The organism is Variovorax sp. 278MFTsu5.1, from assembly GCF_048305045.1.
Lineage (GTDB): Bacteria > Pseudomonadota > Gammaproteobacteria > Burkholderiales > Burkholderiaceae_C > Variovorax > Variovorax guangxiensis.
The window spans coordinates 179,981-199,863 of sequence record NZ_CP157623.1; the positions used below are offsets into that span (position 1 = coordinate 179,981).

General features: G+C 65.1%; 21 protein-coding genes and 1 pseudogene. 10 read left to right on the forward strand and 12 right to left on the reverse strand.

Translation table 11 applies throughout. The annotated features are described in order from the left end of the window. Positions 1–14: 14 nt before the first annotated feature. From ABL844_RS32935 to ABL844_RS32955, 5 genes and pseudogenes are all read right to left on the reverse strand, one after another. Positions 15–1,739, reverse strand: a complete 1,725-nt coding sequence (locus tag ABL844_RS32935) for a cyclic peptide export ABC transporter (RefSeq protein WP_418132253.1) — start codon at positions 1,737–1,739, stop codon at positions 15–17. Positions 1,740–1,850: 111 nt separating this feature from the next. Beyond that, positions 1,851–2,171, reverse strand: coding sequence for a hypothetical protein (locus ABL844_RS32940; protein WP_418132254.1), 321 nt, complete (start codon positions 2,169–2,171; stop codon positions 1,851–1,853). A 381-nt stretch (positions 2,172–2,552) separates the two neighbouring features. Then, a pseudogene (locus ABL844_RS32945) lies at positions 2,553–3,056 on the reverse strand (efflux RND transporter periplasmic adaptor subunit); the annotation flags it as partial. 179 nt (positions 3,057–3,235) lie between these two features. Continuing rightward, positions 3,236–4,105, reverse strand: a complete 870-nt coding sequence (locus tag ABL844_RS32950) for an SDR family oxidoreductase (protein WP_418132255.1) — start codon at positions 4,103–4,105, stop codon at positions 3,236–3,238. A 54-nt stretch (positions 4,106–4,159) separates the two neighbouring features. Continuing rightward, on the reverse strand, positions 4,160–5,095 hold the full coding sequence (locus ABL844_RS32955; protein ID WP_418132256.1) for an NADP-dependent oxidoreductase: 936 nt from the start codon (positions 5,093–5,095) through the stop codon (positions 4,160–4,162). Positions 5,096–5,198: 103 nt separating this feature from the next. On the opposite strand from ABL844_RS32955, the gene ABL844_RS32960 reads away from it, so the two are divergent. Further along, positions 5,199–6,074: a LysR family transcriptional regulator gene (locus tag ABL844_RS32960; protein WP_418126328.1), complete on the forward strand. Its 876-nt coding sequence runs from the start codon at positions 5,199–5,201 to the stop codon at positions 6,072–6,074. A gap of 537 nt (positions 6,075–6,611) precedes the next feature. Here ABL844_RS32960 and ABL844_RS32965 read toward each other — a convergent pair. Further along, positions 6,612–6,782, reverse strand: a complete 171-nt coding sequence (locus ABL844_RS32965; protein WP_418132257.1) for a hypothetical protein — start codon at positions 6,780–6,782, stop codon at positions 6,612–6,614. 66 nt (positions 6,783–6,848) lie between these two features. On the opposite strand from ABL844_RS32965, the gene ABL844_RS32970 reads away from it, so the two are divergent. After that, positions 6,849–7,601, forward strand: coding sequence for a hypothetical protein (locus ABL844_RS32970; protein ID WP_418132258.1), 753 nt, complete (start codon positions 6,849–6,851; stop codon positions 7,599–7,601). Positions 7,602–7,676: 75 nt separating this feature from the next. Here the strand turns inward: ABL844_RS32970 and ABL844_RS32975 are convergent, their stop codons facing one another. Next, on the reverse strand, positions 7,677–8,600 hold the full coding sequence (locus ABL844_RS32975; protein ID WP_418132259.1) for a YihY family inner membrane protein: 924 nt from the start codon (positions 8,598–8,600) through the stop codon (positions 7,677–7,679). Between the two features lie 84 nt (positions 8,601–8,684). On the opposite strand from ABL844_RS32975, the gene ABL844_RS32980 reads away from it, so the two are divergent. Both ABL844_RS32980 and ABL844_RS32985 read left to right on the forward strand, forming a co-directional pair. Beyond that, complete coding sequence (locus tag ABL844_RS32980) at positions 8,685–8,951, forward strand: hypothetical protein (protein ID WP_418132260.1); 267 nt, start codon at positions 8,685–8,687, stop codon at positions 8,949–8,951. A 57-nt stretch (positions 8,952–9,008) separates the two neighbouring features. After that, positions 9,009–9,710: a hypothetical protein gene (locus tag ABL844_RS32985; protein WP_418132261.1), complete on the forward strand. Its 702-nt coding sequence runs from the start codon at positions 9,009–9,011 to the stop codon at positions 9,708–9,710. A 214-nt stretch (positions 9,711–9,924) separates the two neighbouring features. On the opposite strand, the gene ABL844_RS32990 is transcribed toward ABL844_RS32985, so the two are convergent. Further along, a complete protein-coding gene (locus tag ABL844_RS32990) occupies positions 9,925–10,242 on the reverse strand; it encodes a CcdB family protein (protein ID WP_184642815.1) in 318 nt (105 codons plus the stop codon). 7 nt (positions 10,243–10,249) lie between these two features. Further along, entirely contained in the window at positions 10,250–10,519 is a 270-nt protein-coding gene (locus tag ABL844_RS32995; protein WP_418126340.1) for a type II toxin-antitoxin system prevent-host-death family antitoxin, read from the reverse strand. A 756-nt stretch (positions 10,520–11,275) separates the two neighbouring features. Between ABL844_RS32995 and ABL844_RS33000 the strand changes: the two genes are divergently transcribed. The 4 genes from ABL844_RS33000 to ABL844_RS33015 all read left to right on the forward strand — a co-directional run bounded on the left by ABL844_RS33000 (position 11,276) and on the right by ABL844_RS33015 (position 14,696). Continuing rightward, positions 11,276–12,358, forward strand: a complete 1,083-nt coding sequence (locus tag ABL844_RS33000) for a type IV toxin-antitoxin system AbiEi family antitoxin (RefSeq protein WP_418132262.1) — start codon at positions 11,276–11,278, stop codon at positions 12,356–12,358. Beyond that, the gene (locus ABL844_RS33005) at positions 12,346–13,215 is read left to right on the forward strand and encodes a hypothetical protein (RefSeq protein ID WP_418132263.1); all 870 of its coding nucleotides are present in this window, start codon (positions 12,346–12,348) and stop codon (positions 13,213–13,215) included. Before ABL844_RS33000 ends, ABL844_RS33005 begins: the two co-directional genes overlap by 13 nt. 442 nt (positions 13,216–13,657) lie before the next feature. After that, positions 13,658–14,206, forward strand: a complete 549-nt coding sequence (locus ABL844_RS33010) for a signal peptidase II (protein ID WP_418132264.1) — start codon at positions 13,658–13,660, stop codon at positions 14,204–14,206. A gap of 331 nt (positions 14,207–14,537) precedes the next feature. Further along, positions 14,538–14,696 carry a hypothetical protein gene (locus ABL844_RS33015; protein ID WP_418132265.1) on the forward strand — a complete coding sequence of 53 codons (159 nt, stop codon included), beginning with the start codon at positions 14,538–14,540 and terminating at the stop codon, positions 14,694–14,696. Positions 14,697–14,770: 74 nt separating this feature from the next. On the opposite strand, the gene ABL844_RS33020 is transcribed toward ABL844_RS33015, so the two are convergent. Both ABL844_RS33020 and ABL844_RS33025 read right to left on the reverse strand, forming a co-directional pair. Beyond that, positions 14,771–15,763 (reverse strand): Bug family tripartite tricarboxylate transporter substrate binding protein, encoded by a 993-nt coding sequence (locus tag ABL844_RS33020; protein ID WP_418132266.1) that lies wholly within the window; start codon positions 15,761–15,763, stop codon positions 14,771–14,773. Positions 15,764–15,797: 34 nt separating this feature from the next. Beyond that, positions 15,798–17,027 (reverse strand): M20 aminoacylase family protein, encoded by a 1,230-nt coding sequence (locus ABL844_RS33025; protein WP_418132267.1) that lies wholly within the window; start codon positions 17,025–17,027, stop codon positions 15,798–15,800. A gap of 103 nt (positions 17,028–17,130) precedes the next feature. Between ABL844_RS33025 and ABL844_RS33030 the strand changes: the two genes are divergently transcribed. After that, positions 17,131–18,093, forward strand: a complete 963-nt coding sequence (locus ABL844_RS33030) for a LysR family transcriptional regulator (RefSeq protein WP_418126353.1) — start codon at positions 17,131–17,133, stop codon at positions 18,091–18,093. Positions 18,094–18,263: 170 nt separating this feature from the next. Here ABL844_RS33030 and ABL844_RS33035 read toward each other — a convergent pair whose 3' ends face one another. Continuing rightward, positions 18,264–18,638, reverse strand: coding sequence for a nuclear transport factor 2 family protein (locus tag ABL844_RS33035; protein ID WP_418132268.1), 375 nt, complete (start codon positions 18,636–18,638; stop codon positions 18,264–18,266). Positions 18,639–18,742: 104 nt separating this feature from the next. On the opposite strand from ABL844_RS33035, the gene ABL844_RS33040 reads away from it, so the two are divergent. Then, complete coding sequence (locus ABL844_RS33040; RefSeq protein ID WP_418126357.1) at positions 18,743–19,768, forward strand: LysR family transcriptional regulator; 1,026 nt, start codon at positions 18,743–18,745, stop codon at positions 19,766–19,768. Positions 19,769–19,883 lie beyond the last annotated feature (115 nt).

Here is a 19,883-nt window from a genome sequence, read left to right on the forward strand (position 1 = left end):
CAGCGCCGCCAGGCCTATCGAACATCCGCCACGTCGGACCTGGATGACTTCGGCTCCCCAGGCGGGAGGAACTCCTCGACGATCCGACCCGCGCTCATCCGGATCACGCGGTCCGCGACGTCGAAGTAGCGGTCGTCATGCGAGACAAGGATCAGGGTCTTGCCCTCGCGCTTGAGCTCCCGCAGCAGCTCGCGATAGAAGACGCTGCGGAACTCCGGGTCCTGGTCCGCGGCCCATTCGTCGAACATGACCACCGGGCGGTCCTCCAGCCAGGCATGCACGAGCGCGAGGCGCTTGCGCTGGCCCGTCGAGACGTCCGTCGTGGAAAACTTGCCGTCGACGAGCTGGACCTTGTCCGCGACTCCCAGGCGGCGCATCAGTTCGCCGGCGGCCCGGATGTGCTCGGCATCCTGCGCAACCAGTTCATCGAACAGGTGGTAGTCGGAGAAGATGGCGGAGAAGAGCCCGCGATAGGCTTCGCGGCTGCGGTCGTTCACGGGCGCTGCGTCGAGCAGAAGCTGTCCTTCGCTCGGCTGGTAGAGGCCCAGGAGCAGCTTGACGAGCGTCGTCTTCCCGCTGCCGTTGCCGCCGACGATGAACAGCGTCTCGCCGCGCCGGAGCCTGAGGTCGATCGGCCCCACCTCGAAGGGTTTGGCGCCTTCCTGCCGCGCTTCGAAACGGTAGCGAGCCTGCCGCAGCTCGATGTGGCTCGCAAGAAATGCCGGCTGTGCGGAATCGACGGCGTGCGGCTCCTTCCGGAACTCCGCCGACAGGCGCGCGATCCGGCGGAAAGCCACCTGGGCCTGGCTCAGGAAAGGCAGCAGGGCGGCCAATTCCTCGATCGGTCCCTTGACGAAGAGCAGCACGATGATGAAGCCGCTGACGACCTGGGCATCGATTCCCAGCGACGGACGCGCGGCCAGGATCCACACGACGACCAGGAAGAAGATGGCCGAATTCGTACCTTCGGCGGCCCAGAACAGGCCGAGCGCCCGGGCCTTGAGCCGCGCGATGAGATCCGCCGCGCCCGACAGGCGCACGCCATGCACCTGGGCCCGGCGCATCCGGTTGAGCCGGAGCTCCTTGGCGCCCTCCACGACGCTGCGGTAGTGCTTCTGCAGTTCGTCCTCGCCGGTCCGGGCCTTCTCGAAGTTGCGGCTCCAGGCCCTTGCCGCGGCGAAATTGATCCAGATGCCCACGACCAGCGCGAGCGCGCTGACGAGGAAGAGAACGGGCGAGAGCTTGAACAGGTAGATCGCGCAGCCCGCCGTGACCGCGAAGGCCGAAGCATGGCCGGCGAACTCCGACGTGAAGTCGCTGATGGTGTCGATGTCCTCGTTGAGGATCGCCTGCAGCCGGTGGCTCTTCATGCGCTCGACGGCAGCGATCGGCGCGCCCATGATCCGCAGGGAGACGTCCTTGCGAAGGGCCGCGACCACCCGCTGGCCGGTGACGCTGTTGAGAACGCCTGCCACCGTATGCCCGCCCACGGCGAACACGGCCAGGACCGCGAGCCCGGCGATGGCGGAAACGGAAATGGCCGCACTGCCGTGCAGCGCTGAATTGATCTGCTCCAGCAGGGCGGCCGTGGCCAGGCCACCCACGCTGCCGATGAGCGTCGCGACCGCAGCGACACCGGCGAAGGGTTTCAGGAGACGCCACATGTCGGTGGCAAAAGGGGAAAGGCCCGCAGGCAAGGCATTCATCGGAGCAATGGAGTTCTGCCGCCGCGCATGCAACGGGCATGTCGGGCAGCGGCGCAGGCGAGCGATGACCCTGCGGTTGGACGATGACTTCAGGGCAGGCGCGTGCTGCGCGGCGCCTCGCGCCGCGCAGCTCACCGGCGAGCGTCAGTCGTCATCGCAGTCGTCGTCGTGCCTGTGGTGGTAGTAAGGGTCGGGGTCATGGTCGACGCGCAGGGCGACGGACGGCGGCTGATAGATGACCGGCGGAGCAACGACGACCCGCGGCGCGACCGGATACACCGGCGCCGGGACCACGTAGGCCGGCGCGGGTTCATAGACCATGGCCGGCGGCCGGGGCGCCACGACCACATTCGGCGAACCGATGCCGATGGACCAGCTCACGCCAGCGGTCGCCGACCCCGCTGCCAGCAGCAGGAGCGCAGCCATTGCGGAGGAACACCGTCTTTTGCGTTGCGGGTTCTTCATGAAAAGTCCTTGCATTGAAGTCCTTGAGGTGTGACAGGAGGGGCGGACCTGCGTTTGCGGAAGCAGCAACGGCGTGCGGTTTCCGAGGCCCTGAAATTGATCCATGCCGCCATGCTGCCGATGCTTCATTGAAGTTCGGTGGGCGCAGCATCAAGGATTGGTCAAGCGGCCTTCTTCTCGAAAGCTATGTAGCGCGACGTTGCGCCGTGAGCAGGCGAACGGCGCTTCGAACGGTGCTTACTCCCTCCCTCCCGGGAAAGAGCGCTTATCCGCCAGTTGATCTGCTTCTCGCCGCGCTGGATCTTGGACGGGTCGACATAGACGTCGAACCGGGCTATCGTGCAATCACCAAGGACGGCATGCCAGCGGTGTGCTGATCGGCTGTCTGCGCGCCAGGGTCGCGCGGGCCTGCTTCACGTCGGCGGCGGCCTGTTCGCGCTGGGAGACGGCGTCGTCATAGGCCTGGCCACTGACCGCATCGGCCTCGACCAGGGGCTGCAGGCGCGCCGTCTGCGTCCGTGCGCGTGCCAGCGCGGCCTCGGCACGCTGCAAGCTTGCCGCAGCCGTGTCGACTTCTGCCTTGAACGCAGCCGGATTGATCTGGAACAGGCCCTGGCCTGCGCGCACCTCTGTGCCCTGCTCGAACAGCCGACGCTGAACGATGCCGCTGACCTGGGGACGGATTTCGGCGACACGCACGGCCGCCACGCGACCCGGCAGGTCCTGCGTCAGCGCCAGCGGGGCGGCACGCACCGTCATGACCGAGACGATGGGCGCGGGCGGCGCGGCCTGCCCGGTTTCGGTCTCCGCGCCGCCACAGCCGGCGATAAGGACCAATACCAGGGCGAACGTGCCGCCCTGGCGGAGCAGAAAATCGATCTTCATGGGTGTCTTCGAGAAGCTGGCGGACCTCCGCCGCTGAATGCCAGCAATCGCTGCACCACGGAACAGATATCAGGGGCCTCGGAGCGCATCTGGTGATGAATCCTGGATACCTGTCCGCGTGCACAAATCAGCATTGCTTGTGGCCCGTGGTCCCGGCCGACGTACGCGAAGCGCTCCGCCTACGACGCGGCCGTGGCCTCTTTGACAAAGTCGGCGTACTTGCGCAGGGGACGGCCAAGGATGGCCTGTAGGCGGTCGATTGTGCCGTCCGTGCCGTGCATGCCAAACTTCTGGATGCCGACCATCATCAGGCGCATGTCATAGGCAAGCCAGGACGGCCCCAACGCGGCCAGCTGTTCTTCGAAGGCCGCCGCGTCGTCCCCGCCGTAAATCACTTCGCGATCGAGCGCGGCACTCCAGATCCTGGCCACCGACTCGCCGGTCAACAGCTCTGGCCCGACCAGGTCCAGCGTCGTGCGCGGTGAGGGGCCGGGCTCGCGATCGCGACGCAGCAGTTCGGCGACGGCGGCGTCCGCGATGTCGCGCGCATCGATCATCGCGACGCCCGCCGAGCCGATCGGCATAGGATAGACGCCGTAGCCCTGGATCACCTGCTGGACCGAGCGCTCGTTCTGCATGAAGTACGCCGGTCGCAGGATGGTCGCCGGAATGTCGAGGGACTCGATCATTCGCTCGACCGTGTGCTTGCCGGTGAAGTGCGGCACGTTGGTGAACTTGTCCGCGTGGATGACCGACAGGTAGACCACGCGCTCGATGCCGGCCTCGCGCGCCAGGTTCAGCGCGACGAGGGCCTGGGTCACCTCGTCGGGCGTGACAGCGTTCAGCAGAAACAGCGTGCGCACCGATGAGAGGGCCGCGCGCAACGACGGCACGTCGGTCAAGTCGCCGACGACCTCCTTGACGCTGGCCGGAAAGCTTTGTTTTCCGGGTGTGCGAACGAACGCGCTGACCTGTGCGCCGGCGGAGGCCAGCCCTTGGATGACGAGGGAACCGATGGTGCCGGTGGCACCGGTGACGAGAATGCTCATGAAGATCTCCAGGTGGTTGAGGGAAACGGTTGAAGGGATGGATCACAAGGTCGATTAACGTGAGAAATCCGCGACGACCTTGCCGATGCGAGCGGCTGTGCGATTGCGCTCGATGGCCACGGGGACGTCGTCGAAGCCCACGACTTCGTCGAGCTTCGAGACCAGGGTGCCTTGGGCGATCTCCGCTGCGAGCCGCTCCAGGAGGGCTGCGTCCGGCTGGTTCATCAACCACAGGCCACGACGGCCGGCGGGCGTTCGGGCAAGGATGTCGGGCGATGTCGTGCCGACGATCGCGCCGTCCTTCGCCAGCACCTGCCACGAGCGATCGAGCACTTCGCCCCCGACGTAATCGAGCACCAGGTCGATGTCGCTCGCGACCGATTCGAAGCGTTCGCGCCGGTAGTCGATGACGCGGTCTGCGCCCAGGCTGCGAACGTATTCGACGTGCGCAGCCGACGCTGTTGCGAAGACCATGGCGCCTGCCCGCTTGGCGTACTGCACGGCATAGCCACCCAGGCCTCCGGCCGCGCCGTGGATCAGGATTCGCTGACCTGCGGCGATCGGACCGGCGTGGTGCAAGCTTTGCCATGCGGCCACGGCCGCCACCGGGACTGCAGCCGCATGGACGTCGTCCAGGCTGTCCGGCGTGCGCACCAGGTTGGCCTCGTCGACGGCCACGAAATCGGCATAGGCACCCAGCCTGCCAAGCGGCCCCATGACGCGATCGCCCACGAGAAAGCGTGAGCTTCCGGCCCCGACGGCCTCAACGACACCCGCGAGTTCGATACCCAGCACGGCCGGCAGTTGAAGCGGGAAAGCATCCCGGACGAATCCTTCACGAACTTTCCAGTCGATGCCGTTCACGCCGGCGGCTCGAACGCGGACCAGGACCTGGCCCTGTCCGGCAGCGGGCCTCGCGATCTGGGCGACCTCGGCGGCGGCGGCACCGCCATAGGCCCGGATCAGGACAGCACGTTGAGTGGTGGTCATTTCAATTTCCTCGTGTCGAAGTTGCGATGGGGAGAAGATAGTTCGTTGCATTAATAAAACGAAGATGCGAAGATAAAGACACCTCGTTTCAAATTCGGAACACATGGACCTGAATGCATTGACCGACTTCGCCCTCGTCGCGGCGAATGGAGGCCTTGGCAAGGCAAGTCGCGCGAGCGGGCGATCGAAGGCGACCTTGTCCCGGCGCATCGCGGAGCTGGAAGAGCAACTCGGCGTGCGGCTCATCGAGCGCAGCGCCCGCGGGCTCAAGCTCACGGAAGCCGGACAGATGCTCATGGATCGCACCGAAGGGCCGATGCACGAGGTGGCCGATGCCATGACCTCCGCGCGCGAGGGCTTGTCGGTGCCCCGCGGACGCTTGCGCATTGCTTCGCCGGTGCTGTTCTCGCAGTTGGCGATGGGGCGCATCTCCGCCGGGTTCTGCGCGGCCTACCCGGATGTCACATGCGAGGTGGTGGCGGACGATCGCCTGGTCGACCTCGTCGAAGAGCAGTTCGACGCCGCGATCCGGATCAATCCAAGCCCCGACAGCAGCCTCGTAGGCCGGTGCTTCGCCAAGGACCGGCTAGTGGTCGTGGCGGCGCCCTCCGTTCCCTTGCCGCCCCCCGGCAAGGTCAGCCCCGTTCCGGGCATCGTGTCCACAAGTTTTCAACCCACGAACTGGACGCTCGACGATGGGCGCCTGGTCCTGGAGCCGATTCCGAGGCTGAGGCTTTCCTCATTCCTGATGATTCGCGACGCTGCAGTCGCCGGCGCTGGTGCTGCCCTGATGCCGCAATCCATTGCGTGGAACCAGCTGACGCGCGGAGAACTGGTTCAATGGGGCCGGGTCTCGGGTGCGGAGGTCGAGCTCTGGGTCCTGCATACATCACGACGACTTCCCGCGCCGAAGGTTCGGGCGTTTGTCGATTTCATGTGCGAGCAATATCCGCAGGGATCTCTCGTATTGAATGGCTAGAAGACCCGCAGGGAGCGCATCGGCGAGACCATGGGGCCGGGCTGGGCCTGGCAATCTGCCATGAAATCGCCGTGGCGCATGACTGGTGGCTCAGGGCCCAGTGGGCAGCGCCCGGAATGCGCTTCCGGCTGTCCAATGAGGTGGCGGAAAAGTTTGCCTGAGCGACCAGGCCCGTGTTCGTTGGGCCGCAGGCTTGACGGATGCTGAGCGCGAGCACTGTGCACGTAGCACATTGAACGTGCCACGTTCGAAGACTTCGATGCGTGCCGACGGAACGCGGTGCAGTAGTCCAGCGGAAAGACTTCCTGATGGGCCAGCCCGAGGCGTTTCAGGTTACGCTGGGTTTGGGCGGGTGAATCGCCTTGCGAAAAAAGGCCCTGACCTTCGGTCGTGAACAGCGCGACCGCCGCGACATCGAAGCCAGCTTGCGTGTCGCAAACATCACGCCTGGATAGACCCGCCCGCCGGCCAGCCTCAGGGCGACGGCGACACCGAGCGAGGAGTCGTTGTCCGGCACTTCGCTGGTCGGGTCCGGCTTCACCCCAGGTGGTCCTGCTCTTCGCCGTCTCCATCCTCATCCACGGCGAACTCCCAGACAGGGAACGTCTCCAGTTCGGCGGCCGTGAGTTCATCGACGGGCTTGCGTGTGGCGAGGGTAGGGGGCATGGGCTGCAGTTTCAGATCGAAATCGATGGGCGAAAAACGCATTCGTGTGGCTTCTGCCTTCGCGCGAAGCCCCGGGGACGCCGCGGTGCCGCGCGATACATTGCAGCCATGGAAAAGTCTGTGAAACGCGCCAGACCGCTGCGGGACGTTCGCTACTTCGAGAGTCCCGAGCACCTGCGGCCCGGTTCTCCCATGCCGGGCTACGCGGGCGAGCTCTTCAAGCTCCCGAAGGACGCGATCGCGCTGGGGCAGCGCATCGGCAGAAAGTGCGAGGAACTCGGCATATCGATCGGGGATGCCGACCACCTGTATGTCTGCCTCACGCCCTGCATCCCTGAGGCCAGCCTGCTGCACACCGACTACGCCCTGGAGCGATGGCACAGGTTTGTCATGGTCGGACTGGCCAGCGACTACAGCGATCGCCCGCCGGGCGAGCAGTTGTCAGTGGTTCAGAGCGCGACCTTCGGGGCGATCGCGGCGCTGGCAACAAGGGGTGTGGAGTTGCTGCCCCTGCTGCAGCAAGAGATGGCCAGCAAAGGCAATGCGCTGCGGGTGACGCTGCGGACCAAGGAAACGAAGAAATACCGCATACGCGTGGAGCAGGACATTCCGGTCCATCCCGCGCCGAGCCGGGTGTTCGCACGCATCGAGGAACGCGCCACTTCGCGCGCTCTGGAGGTTCAGGTCGCGCAGGTCCGGTTCCATGATGATGCCCCCAGTCTGGTCGACCGGCTGTCCCTCGTGGACGAGGTGCTGACGATCCATCCTCGCAAGTCCTTCCGGGCGGAGCTCATCGGTCGCGACTACGAGCTTCCGCTGAAGGTCAGTCTGCGGGAGCTTGTCGAACCTGGCGGAGGCTGAGGCCCTTGCGCCGCGACTGGAGCCAGTGCGGCGCGCAGACGCCTTCCTCGCCGATGGGGCGACCGGCGGCCGAGTTCACGCCCGGGCAGGTTTGCCTGCCGCTTGCCGGCGGTTGAGCGCCAGGTTGGCCGTCACCATGGCCGCGACCAGGGTGACCAGCCACGAGAAGTACACCCACAGCAGGAACATGGGAAGAACCGCGAAGGCTCCATACAGGGCCTTGTATGTCGGGATCTTGACCAGGTAGGCGGTGAAGCCCCGCTTGCCGAGTTCGAAAACCATGCTGGCGATCAAGCCGCCCGCGAAGGCATCGCGCAGCCGGACCTTGGTGTTCGGCACGAGGTAGAACATGCTGGTCAGCATTGTGACGCCGAGCAGGAACGGCCCGAGGTCGAGCACGAACGCGAGCGATGGCGGCAGCGCGCCGATCAGGCCCATGGAAATGCCCAGCAGGTACGACGTCGCCCACAGGCTCAAGCCGAGGGCGGGCGGGCCGATCGCCAGCATCAGCAGGTACAGGCCGACCCTTTTGAAGAACGGCCGGTTCCTGCGCACCTTCCACATCTGGTTCAGTGCGTTCTCCACCGTCAGCAGCATCGCGATGGCGGTGCCCAGCAGGAAGAGCGAGCCCACCCAGGTCATGCCGCTTGCATTCGCGGCGAAATGGTTCAGGTACTTCAGCACCGTGCGCGCGATGTCCGTGGGAAGAAGCCTCCTCAGCAAGAACTCCTGAAGCGCGTCCTGGAACCGCGAGAAGACCGGGAATCGCGTGAAGAGCGCAAAGCTCGTCGCGAACAGGGGCACGATCGAGAGCAAGGTGGTGAACGCAAGGCTTCCGGCGACCTGGGGCAAGCGCTCCTTCCGGGCGCGGTCGATGGTCAGGCTGATCAGTGCAAACATGTATCGCTGGGAGAAGAGGGGAGGAGTCGACCGGCGTCGCGGGGCAAGAGCCGCCACCGCTGGGGGCGCTTGCGGCCGGCAGACGATAACAGCCGCCATCAGGTGCTTGCCGCAGCGCCGTTGTGGGGCCACTCGAGGGCTGCCGACCCTTCCGGAAATGCTGCAGGCCGAACAGAATGGACCATGCCGCGCCCTTCCGATCCTTCGCCGACCCCACCCGCGCAACGCCACCCCGTGCTGCGGCTGCTGATCACCCTTGCCTGGGTGGTGCCGGCCGGCCCGGTCCTCACGCTCGTTCTGTATCCCTTCTGGTCATGGTGGGAGGCCACCACGGGCTGGGAGTCCGTCGGTCATTCGGGGCCTGCGGACCGGTGCTATCTGGCGACCTGGGCGGTATTGCTTGCCGTGGCCTGTCTGGTGCCGCTGGTTGCACGTCGCAGGGCCGGCTGATGGTATAGAAGGTGTAGAAGAGGCCGGCACTCCACCACATTCTCTTGATGGCTACCGATGGCTGCTGATTTCCACCTCCACAGGGCGATCCTGATCGCCATCACTGCCGGTCTGGCCGCGCTCGCCGGCGGCGCGAATGCCGCGGGTCCCGCCGACGGTGCTTCGCGCCCGGAGTCGCCGGCGGTGACACCGGCCAGATCCTGCAGCTTCGGTGCCTTCGTCGCCGAGACCGACCCGGCCGGACTCAACGTCCGCGAGGCGCCGAGCACTGCGGCCAGGGTCTTGGGCAGGCTCCCGCCGACCTTCGTCGAGCCTGCGATGAACTACGGTGTTCGCGTCGAGGTCGAGGTCATCGGCGTGCGCGACGGCTGGTTCCTGATTCGCAACGCCAAGGACAACGCCGATCTCACCGGTCGTCCGGCGCGGCCGATGTACAGCGGCAGGGGATGGGTCAGCGGCAGCAAGCTCACCGTGAAGTCCCAGGCGGATGCGGGCCGCGCGCGACCGGCGCGTGCCGCCGCGGTCCATCTGCGCGTGGGCGACGGCGAAACCTTCGATGGCGACAGCTTCATCGAAGCCGCCCGCCTGAGCGACTGCCAGGGCGAATGGGCGCAAGTCGAGTTCGCGGATCAGCGCTTCCCCGCCCAGGATCGCGCCACGCTGAAGGTCGAACCTGCTGCGCGCGCGGGCCTGCCGCCGGGCCGTTTTCGCGTCTGGGTGGATCGCCTCTGTGGCATCCAGGAAACCAGTTGCTCCTGACCCGTCCGATCCGTGCGCCTCGCCCTGTGGCGTTCTCGCGAGTGGGCAGCGTCCCGCTCAGCTCGGGCTGGCCATGTGCCCGTAGCAGGCCTTGAGGGCTGTGTAATCGCGGTGGTGCGCCGTAGCCGTATTGATTTCCATGGATCCTGACCCGGCGGGGGCGGCATGAAAACCAGTCCAAGTTTTCGTCCGCACCCCCTGCCGAAGGCTCGACTCAGATTCCGCTAATCACTGCATCGAGCGCGGCCACGAAGTCGCTGGCTTGAGATCGCAGGTTGCCCTGGACAGAGCCCAGATCCTTGACCCGAAAGGGTGCAGCCAGATGGGGCAATGCCACCAGCATCGCTCCGTTCCAGCCGATGGTCGGACAGAGGGACCGCGGCATCGCCGCCGGCATGTGGGCACGCAGTGCCAACGGCATCACGAGGCGGGTCGGGAGCTTGTCGAGGATCTCGCTCTGGATGTCCACCATCCAGGGAATCTCGCCGCGCTGGGTCTTGGACGGGTTGGCATAGACATCGAACTGGGCCATCGTGCAATCACCAGGGACGGTAGTCCTCGCCGAACACACCCACGCGCTCGACAAGCTCGTTCTGGGCTGCAATCCACTCCGCATAGGTTTCGTTGAATTCGCGCTTGCGCTGGCCGAGCGTCTTCGTCCGTTCGAGTGCCTCGAGCTCGGCGTAACGGGCTGCCGAGACCATCACAACTGCGACGCGGTCGTTCTTCATGACCTGCACGGGCTCGCGCTCGGCTTGACCCAGGTAGTAGCCGAAGCGGTTCTTGGCATCGGTGGCACTGACTTGCATGATTGGACTCGGGTGAGAGTGATTAGCCATTTTAGCCATTCTTCAGCAGGTATGCCTTGGCATTCCCCTGGAGTCAACGCACCGAAGAGTTGCTGTCTCATCGCTGGCAATCCTGGAATTTCCCTCGGAGCCAATGTCATCCCCTGCACGGGCCGGCTGGCCGAGGTCAAGGGGTTCGAGCGCGGGGCCGGCGAGCTGGTGCGGGCCTTCCTTGAGGCGCATCGCGGCGAGCTGCGCCGCGACCTGGACCTGGGGCTGGCCACCTTCGTCTGCGTGTCGAGCGTGGAAACCCTGGCGCACGGCGCGGTGCTGCATCGACCGGAGCTTCTTGCGGGTGACAGGGGGACCCTTCATCGACGAAGTGACCCGGTTGGTGGTCCGGTACCTCACCTAGGCCGGCAGATAGCTGCGGCCGGCGTCAGGTAACAGAGCCACCCGCGGGCTGGATGCGCCTTCACCTCGGCGTCGGGCCGCAGTTCACTGGACTCGTAGAGGATGTAAACGTCACACAGCACTGTTTAAATATACAGTACTATTTCGCCATGGACGACGAGATCTCCCGACCTTTGGATCTACTACTGCGCGCTGCAGCTGAAGCGGCACTGGCGCACGATCGATCCTGACCAGCTCGAGGCGCTGTCCGGCGTCGATGCGTTGCCGCAATTTCACCAGTTTGCTGCATTTCAGCGGTTGCTGGAAGCGGGATTTTTGGTGAAATTCCCTTGATAATTTCATCAAAAATGGTATTTTCAGCAGATGCTGAAAATCGATGATTCGGTGAAAAATGTCGAGCGCCAAGCTGCTGCTGCCCTTCGCGTGCTCCTAGAGCAAGTGCCAGCCATCCAGCTTCTGGACATCGAGCACGAAGCGCTGAGCCCCGATCACGGGGTCGGCATCGTGGCGCACTTCGAGGTGTACGGCAGGCGACAGGCGTTGGTCTGCGAAGTGAAGTCCAGTGGCCAGCCGCGCCACGTCCGCCTCGCGCTGCTGCAGCTGCGCGACTACGTGATGAATCAAGCAAAGGATGCCGTGCCCGTCTTCATCGCACCCTACCTGTCGCCTGAGGCCCAGGCACTGTGTCGCGAGCACGAGGTGGGCTACCTTGACCTGGAAGGTAACGCGAGGTTGGCGCTCGACAGCGTTTTCATCGAGCGCCAGGTAGCGAGCAAGCCTGCTGTGGAGCGGCGTGAACTCAGGTCGCTTTTCAAGCCGAAGTCCGCCCAGGTGTTGCGCGTGATGCTTCGAGATCCGCAGCGTGCATGGCGCGTTACGGAGCTTGCAGAGGCCGCCGAGGTCAGTCTGGGGCATGTGAGCAATGTGCGCGTTGGATTGTTGGACCGCGAGTGGGCGCAAGTCTCCAGCGAAGGCCTGTACCTGTCCGAGCCCGACGCGCTTCTCGATGAATGGCGCGACGCCTACGAGCCGCCAGTCGGCCGGCGTATGAGTTTCTACACGACGTTGCACGGCAGTTCGTTCGAGGAGGCTGCGCGGCGAGTGATGGGTTCGCGGCATGCAACGGGACTTTTGGCAATGGCGTCCTTCTCGGCGGCGCACTGGCTTGCTCCGTATGGCCGCACCGGCACGCAGTACTTCTATGCGGACGATGCGGGCCTGGAACATCTGCGCTCGGGCCTGAAGCTGTCTTCCGCCTCGAAGGGCGAGAACGTGACGGTGACCTTGCTCAAAGACCTCGGTGTATTCCGCGATACGGTGGAGCCGGCACCTGGCGTCACCTGCACCAGTCCCGTCCAGACCTACCTGGATCTCGCAGCAGCCGGCGAGCGGGGGCGGGAGGCGGCCGACCATCTACGACAAGAAGGGTTGAAATGGCAGAAGTGACCCCAGGCGAGCCACAGTCCGCCGCCGACTACGACGATCGCACGACGGCGGCAGTCAAAACGGTGTTGCTCGAAATCGGCCAGATCCTCGGAAGTTTCAAGGGCAAGTTCGCCATCGTCGGCGGTGCCGTACCGTGGCTGCTGCTTGGCAATGAGGACATGCCGCACGTCGGCACGCTCGATGTGGATCTCGGGCTAGATGCTGAGGCCTTGGGTGACGGCGAATACGCCACGCTGGTCGAGGCTCTGCAGGGGCACGGCTACCAGCAGCGTCATGACCTTCGGCGTTTTCAGCTCGTGCGCCAGATCGCGACTGAAGAGGGCGGTGCTCCGATCGACATCGTTGTCGACTTTCTGATGCCTCGCAATGCCGAGATCATCAAGAACGTGCCGCCGCTGATCACCGACTTCGCGGTGCAACGAGCAGACGGCGCTGATCTGGCCCTTCGCTTCTATCAACTGGTAGCGATCACTGGCTCGATGCCCACCGGTGGTACGAACCGCGTCGAGATCGCAGTTAGTTCGATACCGGCTCTTCTGGCCATGAAGGGGCATGCGATCGAGGGGCGCTACAAGCAGAAAGATGCCTACGACATCTACTACTGTGTCCGGAACTATCCTGGAGGGCCGGAGGTGCTGGCTGAGGAGTGCCGGCCGCTGCTTGACCATGCCAGTGGCGCCGCAGGCTACGAATTCATTGCCGGCAAGTTCGACACGGTCGATGGTTTTGGACCGACCTGTGTGCGTCGCTTTGTCGAGGAAACGAAAGTGCTCGGTGAACGCAGCCCCGAGCAGTGGCAGCAGGATGCTTTCGGTCAGGTCGATGCTTGGTTGCGCGCACTTGGTTTGAGAGGATAGGTACCGTGGTGCAAGCGTCTTTCAACAACTTCGATGCTGCCGCAGGCGGTCGCGGAACGCGCGACTCAGGCGTGGCTGATCGCCGTCAACGGCCGCTTGCAAGCAGCGTCTAGAAAGATGCGGTCGGGGCAGTGCCCAAGCCAGCTCATAGCGCCATGCAACTGCTTCGCCGATTCGGTCACGGCGCGCCTGAATCACCGCGGCCAAGCGATCTTCAGATCCTTGTCTTGGAACGCAATGTGCTTCTCAGAAAAGATCATGACGTCATCGCCGAAAAGCATGTGTCCGGCGAATCCATCTTGAATCGGCTTCTGGGCTCGGCCAGCATGGCGCCCGCCAGGTCCCGGGCTGATTCACGCATTGGGAGGCAAGACCAAAACCCGCTGCGGAGCCCAAGGTCACGAGCTGCCTATGCGGCGACGACGCGGGGTAAACTTGTTCGATGTCGAGCAACCAGCGCCTCAGGCCAATCACGTCCGAGACCTCCGCCGTACGTAAATCCGTTCCGGCGCGTCGGTCCCGGCTTGGCTTGCTGACTTCCCTTGCGTTGATCGTGTTGATGGTCGATCAGGTCACCAAAGCATGTGCGCTCTCCGGTCTGGAGCAAGGGGTGCAGCACCCAGTCCTGGGCAACGCACTAGGCATCCAACTGCTGTTGAACCCCGGCGCCGTCCTTGGCCTGGGCAGCGGGAGCACTTGGCTGCTCACCGTAATTGCCGTCGCGGCAACCGTCCTCATCGTCCGTTTCTCCCGCCGTCTGAGCAGCACCTGGTGGACGATGACGCTCGGTTTGCTGCTCGGCGGCACGCTTGGGAATCTGATCGACAGGCTGATGCGCGACCCCGGCTTCGGTAGGGGCCACGTGATCGACTTCATTGCCTACGGCAATTTCTTCGTCGGCAATGTCGCAGACATCGCTATCACGGTGGCCGCGGGGCTGATGATGATTCTTTCCTACCGCGGAGTGCCGTTGGACGGGACCCAGTCCTGAAGCCGCGCGGCCCTCAAGGTGAGATGCTTTCGACTTGAGAAATGAGTTCTCGGCTGACGCCGAGCTCGAAGTACGCCTTGTAGCCACTGAAGTCGCCGCATACCAGCGTGCCGCGCCATGCTCGGCTGGCGGCCGGGGGAAGGCGCGAGCGTGCTGCCGCAGGTGCCGGTGTGACGTGGTCCCCGCCGCTCATCGGCCGGCACGACGGCCACATATAGCACGCTGAAGCGCTGCTTGCTTTGCTTGTCGAGCAGCGGACCTGTCGGTCCTTCATCGCCGCAATGCGAGCCTCGCGCAGCTTGCAGGTGCTTCAGTCCCTACTGCACCAGAGTTGGCCTGGAAGCTGAGGTTCGGCTGCGGCGCGGGCATGGTGGCCACCCTCGTCTTTGCCAAGGTCTATCGCGTGGGAAATCCGCGCCACGTGACGATCCTGTTCCAGGGCGGTTACCACGGCATGGGAGATGACCGGGACGTTGCGGCGGAACCCTGAGGTTTTCTGCCGCCACCAGTTGTTGAAGTCACCGGTATCGGGTTGCCGCATGGGTGACGGGTGGGGCGCGGTGCTCACTCGCGGATGTTCGCGAACTTCACCAGCGTCCCATAGCGTGCCACGTCCTGCTCGATCAGGCGCACCATGTCCTCGGCGCCCGCCGCGGGAAGCGCGCCGTTTTCCTGCAGTCGCCGGCGCACCACCGGATCCTGCAACCCGGCCTGCAACTGTGCACGCAGGTGCTGCACGACGCCGGACGGCATGTTGTGCGGGCCGACGAGTCCGAACCAGCCGGAAAGGTCGAAGCCCTGGAGGAGGGGGTGCTCGCCGAGCGAGGGCACCTGCGGCAGGCCGGGCCAGCGGGACGCGGAACTCACGCCCAGAGCGACCATCCGTCCATCCTGCAGGAAGGGGGCGGCGATGGTGGGCGACAGACCCGCGAAATCGACCGCGCCCCCGATGACGTCGCTCACCAGCGCGCCGCCGCTGCGATAAGGGGCGTGGATGAAGGCCACCTGCGCGCGTTGCTTGATGAGTTCGCCGACGAAGTGCTGCAGCGAACCCACACCGGAGGTGCCGTAGCTGCACTTGCCCGGATTTTTCTTCACGCGTTCGAAGAATTGGTCGAGGTTCTTCACCTGGGTGTTCGCGCTGGCCACCAGCAGCACCGGCGCGGTCGCAATCAGCGCGATCGGCGTGAAGTCCTTGCGCGGATCGTATTTCTGCGCCGGGTTCACCGTGATGGTGGCTGCGAGCTCGTTGCTGCTGCCCATCAGCAGCGTGTAGCCGTCCGCGGGACTGCGGGCGACGCGCAGTGCGCCGATGGCGCCAGCCGCGCCGGCCTGGTTCTCCACGATCACCGCCGATCCGAGCTTCGCGGCCATCAGGTCGGCGACGATGCGACCGATCACGTCGACCGAGCCGCCCGCCGCGTAGCCGACCACGAGCTTGATGGCATGGGCGGGATAGGCTTGGCCGAACGACGGGACGGCCAAGCCGACGCTGGCAGCGCCGAGGCCGGCGACAACCTGACGGCGGGTCAGAAGCGTGCAGGGATGGGAGCGCATGATGAACCTCGAAGCGAGATGTTGGGGGGAATGCTCAGCCCCGCGGAGCGAGGAAGCGCCGCGCGAGGCGCACCCAGTAGCTGGCTGCGATAGGCAGGATCGCATCGTTGAAGTCATAGCCGGGGTTGTGCACCTGGCAGCCGCCGGTGCCGTGCGTGTCGCCCTCGCCATTGCCGACGATGAGGTAACTGCCGGGGCAGCGCTCGAGCATGAAGGAGAAGTCCTCGCTGCCGGTCACCGGCTGCAGGTCCTGAACGATGCCTTCTTCGCCCAGCCATTCGCGCGCCACCTCGCGCGCCAGGCGCGTGGCCTCGACGTCGTTGATCACGGCGGGATAGCGCCAGTGGTAGTCGACTTCGGCGCGCACGCCCAGCGTTGCGGCCTGCGCCTGCACCAGTTCGGTGATGCGCTCGCGCAGCATGGCACGGGTTTCCGGCCGGTAGGCGCGCACCGTCAGGCGCAGGGTCACGGTTGCTGGAATGACGTTGGGCGCGTCGCCGCCGTGGATGGCGCCGACCGAGACCACCGCCGTGTCGCGCGGATCGACGTTGCGCGAGACGATGGTCTGCAACGCGATGACGATGTACGCCGCCGCGACGATGGGGTCAGCCACCAGGTGCGGCGTCGAGCCATGCCCGCCGCGGCCGAGGACCTTGATCGTCACCGAATCCGACGATGCCGTGAACTGCCCTTCGCGAAAGCCGAAGCGGCCCGCGGGGAACCCCGGCATGTTGTGCAGCGCGAAGACGGCGTCGCAGGGGAAGCGCTCGAACAGGCCCTCTTCAACCATGCGGCGCGCGCCGCCCAGGCCCTCCTCGGCAGGCTGGAAGATCAGGTGCAAGGTGCCGTCGAAGCCGCGCTCCTGCGCGAGCACGCGCGCCGATGCCAGCAGGATGGCCGTATGCCCGTCGTGACCGCAGGCGTGCATGCGCCCGGCGTGCTGGCTCGCGTAGGGCAGCCCTGTTGTTTCGTGGATCGGCAGGGCGTCCATGTCTGCGCGGATGCCCAGCCGGCGCGTGCCCTGACCCAGCTTGAGCGTGCCGACGACGCCAGTGCCGGCCAGGCCGCGGTGGACTTCGTAGCCCCATTCGGCCAGACGCGCAGCGACCAGGTCGCTGGTCTCGAATTCCTGATACGCAAGTTCCGGGTGCGCGTGCAGGTGCCGGCGCACCTGGATCATCTCTGCTGCGATGCTGCGTACTGCCGGCAGCACGTGGTCGGTTTGGGCGGGATAGGGGGCCGGGTGTTCGGTCTTGTCTGTCATGCGGCCAGTCTAGGCAGCGGCTGCGCCGGCCGGCAGACAGGCAGGGCTGTGCGCTGCGCGGCTGTGCCTGTCTGTCCTTCTGTCTGCCGCGGATAATGCCGCGATGAAACTGCACCAGCTGCGCTATCTCGTGGCCATCGCAGCCGACGGCAGCATCCGCGCTGCGGCACGATCGCTCGGCGTCACGCAGTCCACCGTCACGCAGGGCCTGCGCGAGCTCGAAGCCGAATCCCGCGTCGCACTGCTCACGCGCGGCAGCGCAGGCATTGCACTCACGTCCGCCGGCCAGGAACTGCTGGAGCATGCGCAACGTGTGATGACGCAGCTTCGCCAGGCCGAAGACGCACTGGCGCGCCATCGCGACGGTGCATCGACGCAACGGCTTGCCATCGGTGTCACGGCGTGGATCGCCCAGACGTTGCTCGCGCGCGTGCTGCCACCGTTTCGCGCCGAACTGCCGCACGTGCAGCTGGAGTTCTTCGACGGCTTCTCGCGCTTGAGCTATCCCATGCTGCGCGAGGGCGCTCTGGACCTGATGATCGGGCGCATCGCTCCACCCGAAGCGATGGAGGGCCTGCAGGCGACGGCCCACTTCACATACGACACGACGGTGGTGGCCCGCGACGGCCACCCGCGCGCTGGCGCCCGGACCATGGCCGAACTGCTTGATCAGGACTGGATACTGAACTTTGCACCCACCGAGCGGGCCGCCCTGATGGACAACCTCTTTGGCCAGCACGGCCTCGAGGCGCCGCACCATCGCATCCACCTGGCTCATTCGGCTGCCTTGTCGCTGGCGCTCGTGCAGCAGACCGACATGCTGAGTCTATGCCCGTGGCCGCTGGTGGAAAGCCTGCGAAGCGGCCTGGTGCCGCTGCCACTGCGCGAGCGATTCCACGCGAGCCGTGTCGGCATCGTTCGCCGCGCCAATGAAGCACTGCCGCATGCCGCATCGCGCTTTCTCGAACACTTCATGGCGCAGACGCGCGCCTGCCTCGCCTCCGATGATCCGCAGTTGCGGCGGGTGTTTCGTTCAGTGGAGCTGGTCGGCGACGACGGTGCCTAGGTCGCGATGCGTGCTGCTGTCGCCATGCAGGTGCTCGACCTCCATGTCATTGATGCGCCCCCTTCTGTTCTGTCTTCCGAGATGGCGGTAGGGACGGGTCGGATCGTTTCGAATCCCTGGTCGCTCGGAGATTGGCACACGGGTGCCGGCAGGCGGCGCTGCGCTCATGTTCAATCGAACAAGTGCACCACGACGGACGACTTGTTCGTGATCAACCAGCTTCCCTGTATCTTGTGCAGGACGAAATGATCGTTGAACAGCTTCGGCCCGATCCGCACTCTCACCGTTGCGGTTGAAAGGCTGTCCGAGAGGTTCTCCAGGGAGAGAATCGCCTCGTCACGGGGCGCATCCATCGATCGCGGACTCGGCCTTGCGTGAACGAGCTGCGCGTAGTCCGGCGATGTCAGCGTCTGCAACTGGCCTTCATGAAGCCACTGCACCAGACAGCTCGGATGGAAGACCTTGTCGAAGTCGCGGCTCTTCGGTTCATAGGCCAGGTTGAAATAGTCATCGATCAAGGCGACGACGGCTTGGGTTTGGGTCATGGCGAGCTTTCCTTTTGCATTTGAAAGATGCGTATAGTGAAAGATCGCCTCTCCCTCGGCTACGGCGAAGCGGTTATCGCTGCCATTACCGGAACACATAGATCATGGACGACCTCGACGCGGGCCTTGTCAGCGGCCTGATTGCGCTTGCAGCCGTGGCCGAATCCCAGAGCTTTGGCCGTGCCGCATCGCGCCTGGGCAAGACGCAGCCCGCGGTGAGCCGCGCCGTCCAACGCTTGGAGGACCGCCTGCGCGCCAAGCTCGTGCACCGCACGAGCCGACGCGTGGAGGTGACGGACGCGGGGCACGAGTTGTTGTCCACGGTGCTTCCGCTGCTGCAGGGCATCGAAGAGGCGAGCGCTGGCATCTCGGCGCACACCACGGTCGTCCAAGGGACGCTGCGCGTGGCGTGCGATGCGGTGTTCGCCCGTCTTGTGCTGGCGCCGGAGCTGGCTCAGTTCCTGAGGGCCCATCCTGCTCTCCAACTGAAGCTGGAGACCAGGAGCGACTTTCCGGACCTGGTGAGTGAAGGATTCGATCTCGCCATCCGATTCGGACAGCCCTCCATTTCAACTTTGGTCTGTCGCAGGCTCTACAGTCCGCGGGTCCTGACGGTGGCGGCGCCTTCCTACCTGGCGCAACGCGGTCGGCCAGGATCGCCTAAGGATCTGGTCGAGGATGGTCATGAATGCATCCATGCCATCGACCCAGCAACCGGAAGGCCGTTCGACTGGGAATTCTGGCGGGGCGATGAGAAGGTGAAGGTGGCCGTTGGTGGCAGCCTCACGGTCACGGATGCCGGAACCAAGATCGGAGCCTGTCTTGCAGGCTACGGGATCGCTCAGGTCATCGACCTTGGAATCGACGCGCACCTGCGCGCGGGTACGCTGGTGCCGATCCTGACGGACTGGCCTGACGAGACGTACCCTCTGTATGCCTACTATCCCAGCCGAAGCCACGTTCCCGCCAAGGTCAGGGCGTTCATCGACTTTGTGGCCGGCATGATGCCGGAGCTGGAATCGAAGGCAGTGGTGCGCGCCGGCGATGGCCCTCCGGACTCGCGGATCGAAGCTTCCCGCTCGAGAAAGAGCAGCGAGGAATCCGTCCTCCAAGTCCAACTGAGCGAATAGCGCCGGTGGCAGACGGGGCCTGGCGAGCTCGAGGCTCGGCGACCGTCTCGGCGTGCCACGCTCACGCGGCTTTTCCAAGCGCTGCCGGGTGCCCAAGCCTCTCTCAGGAATTGTG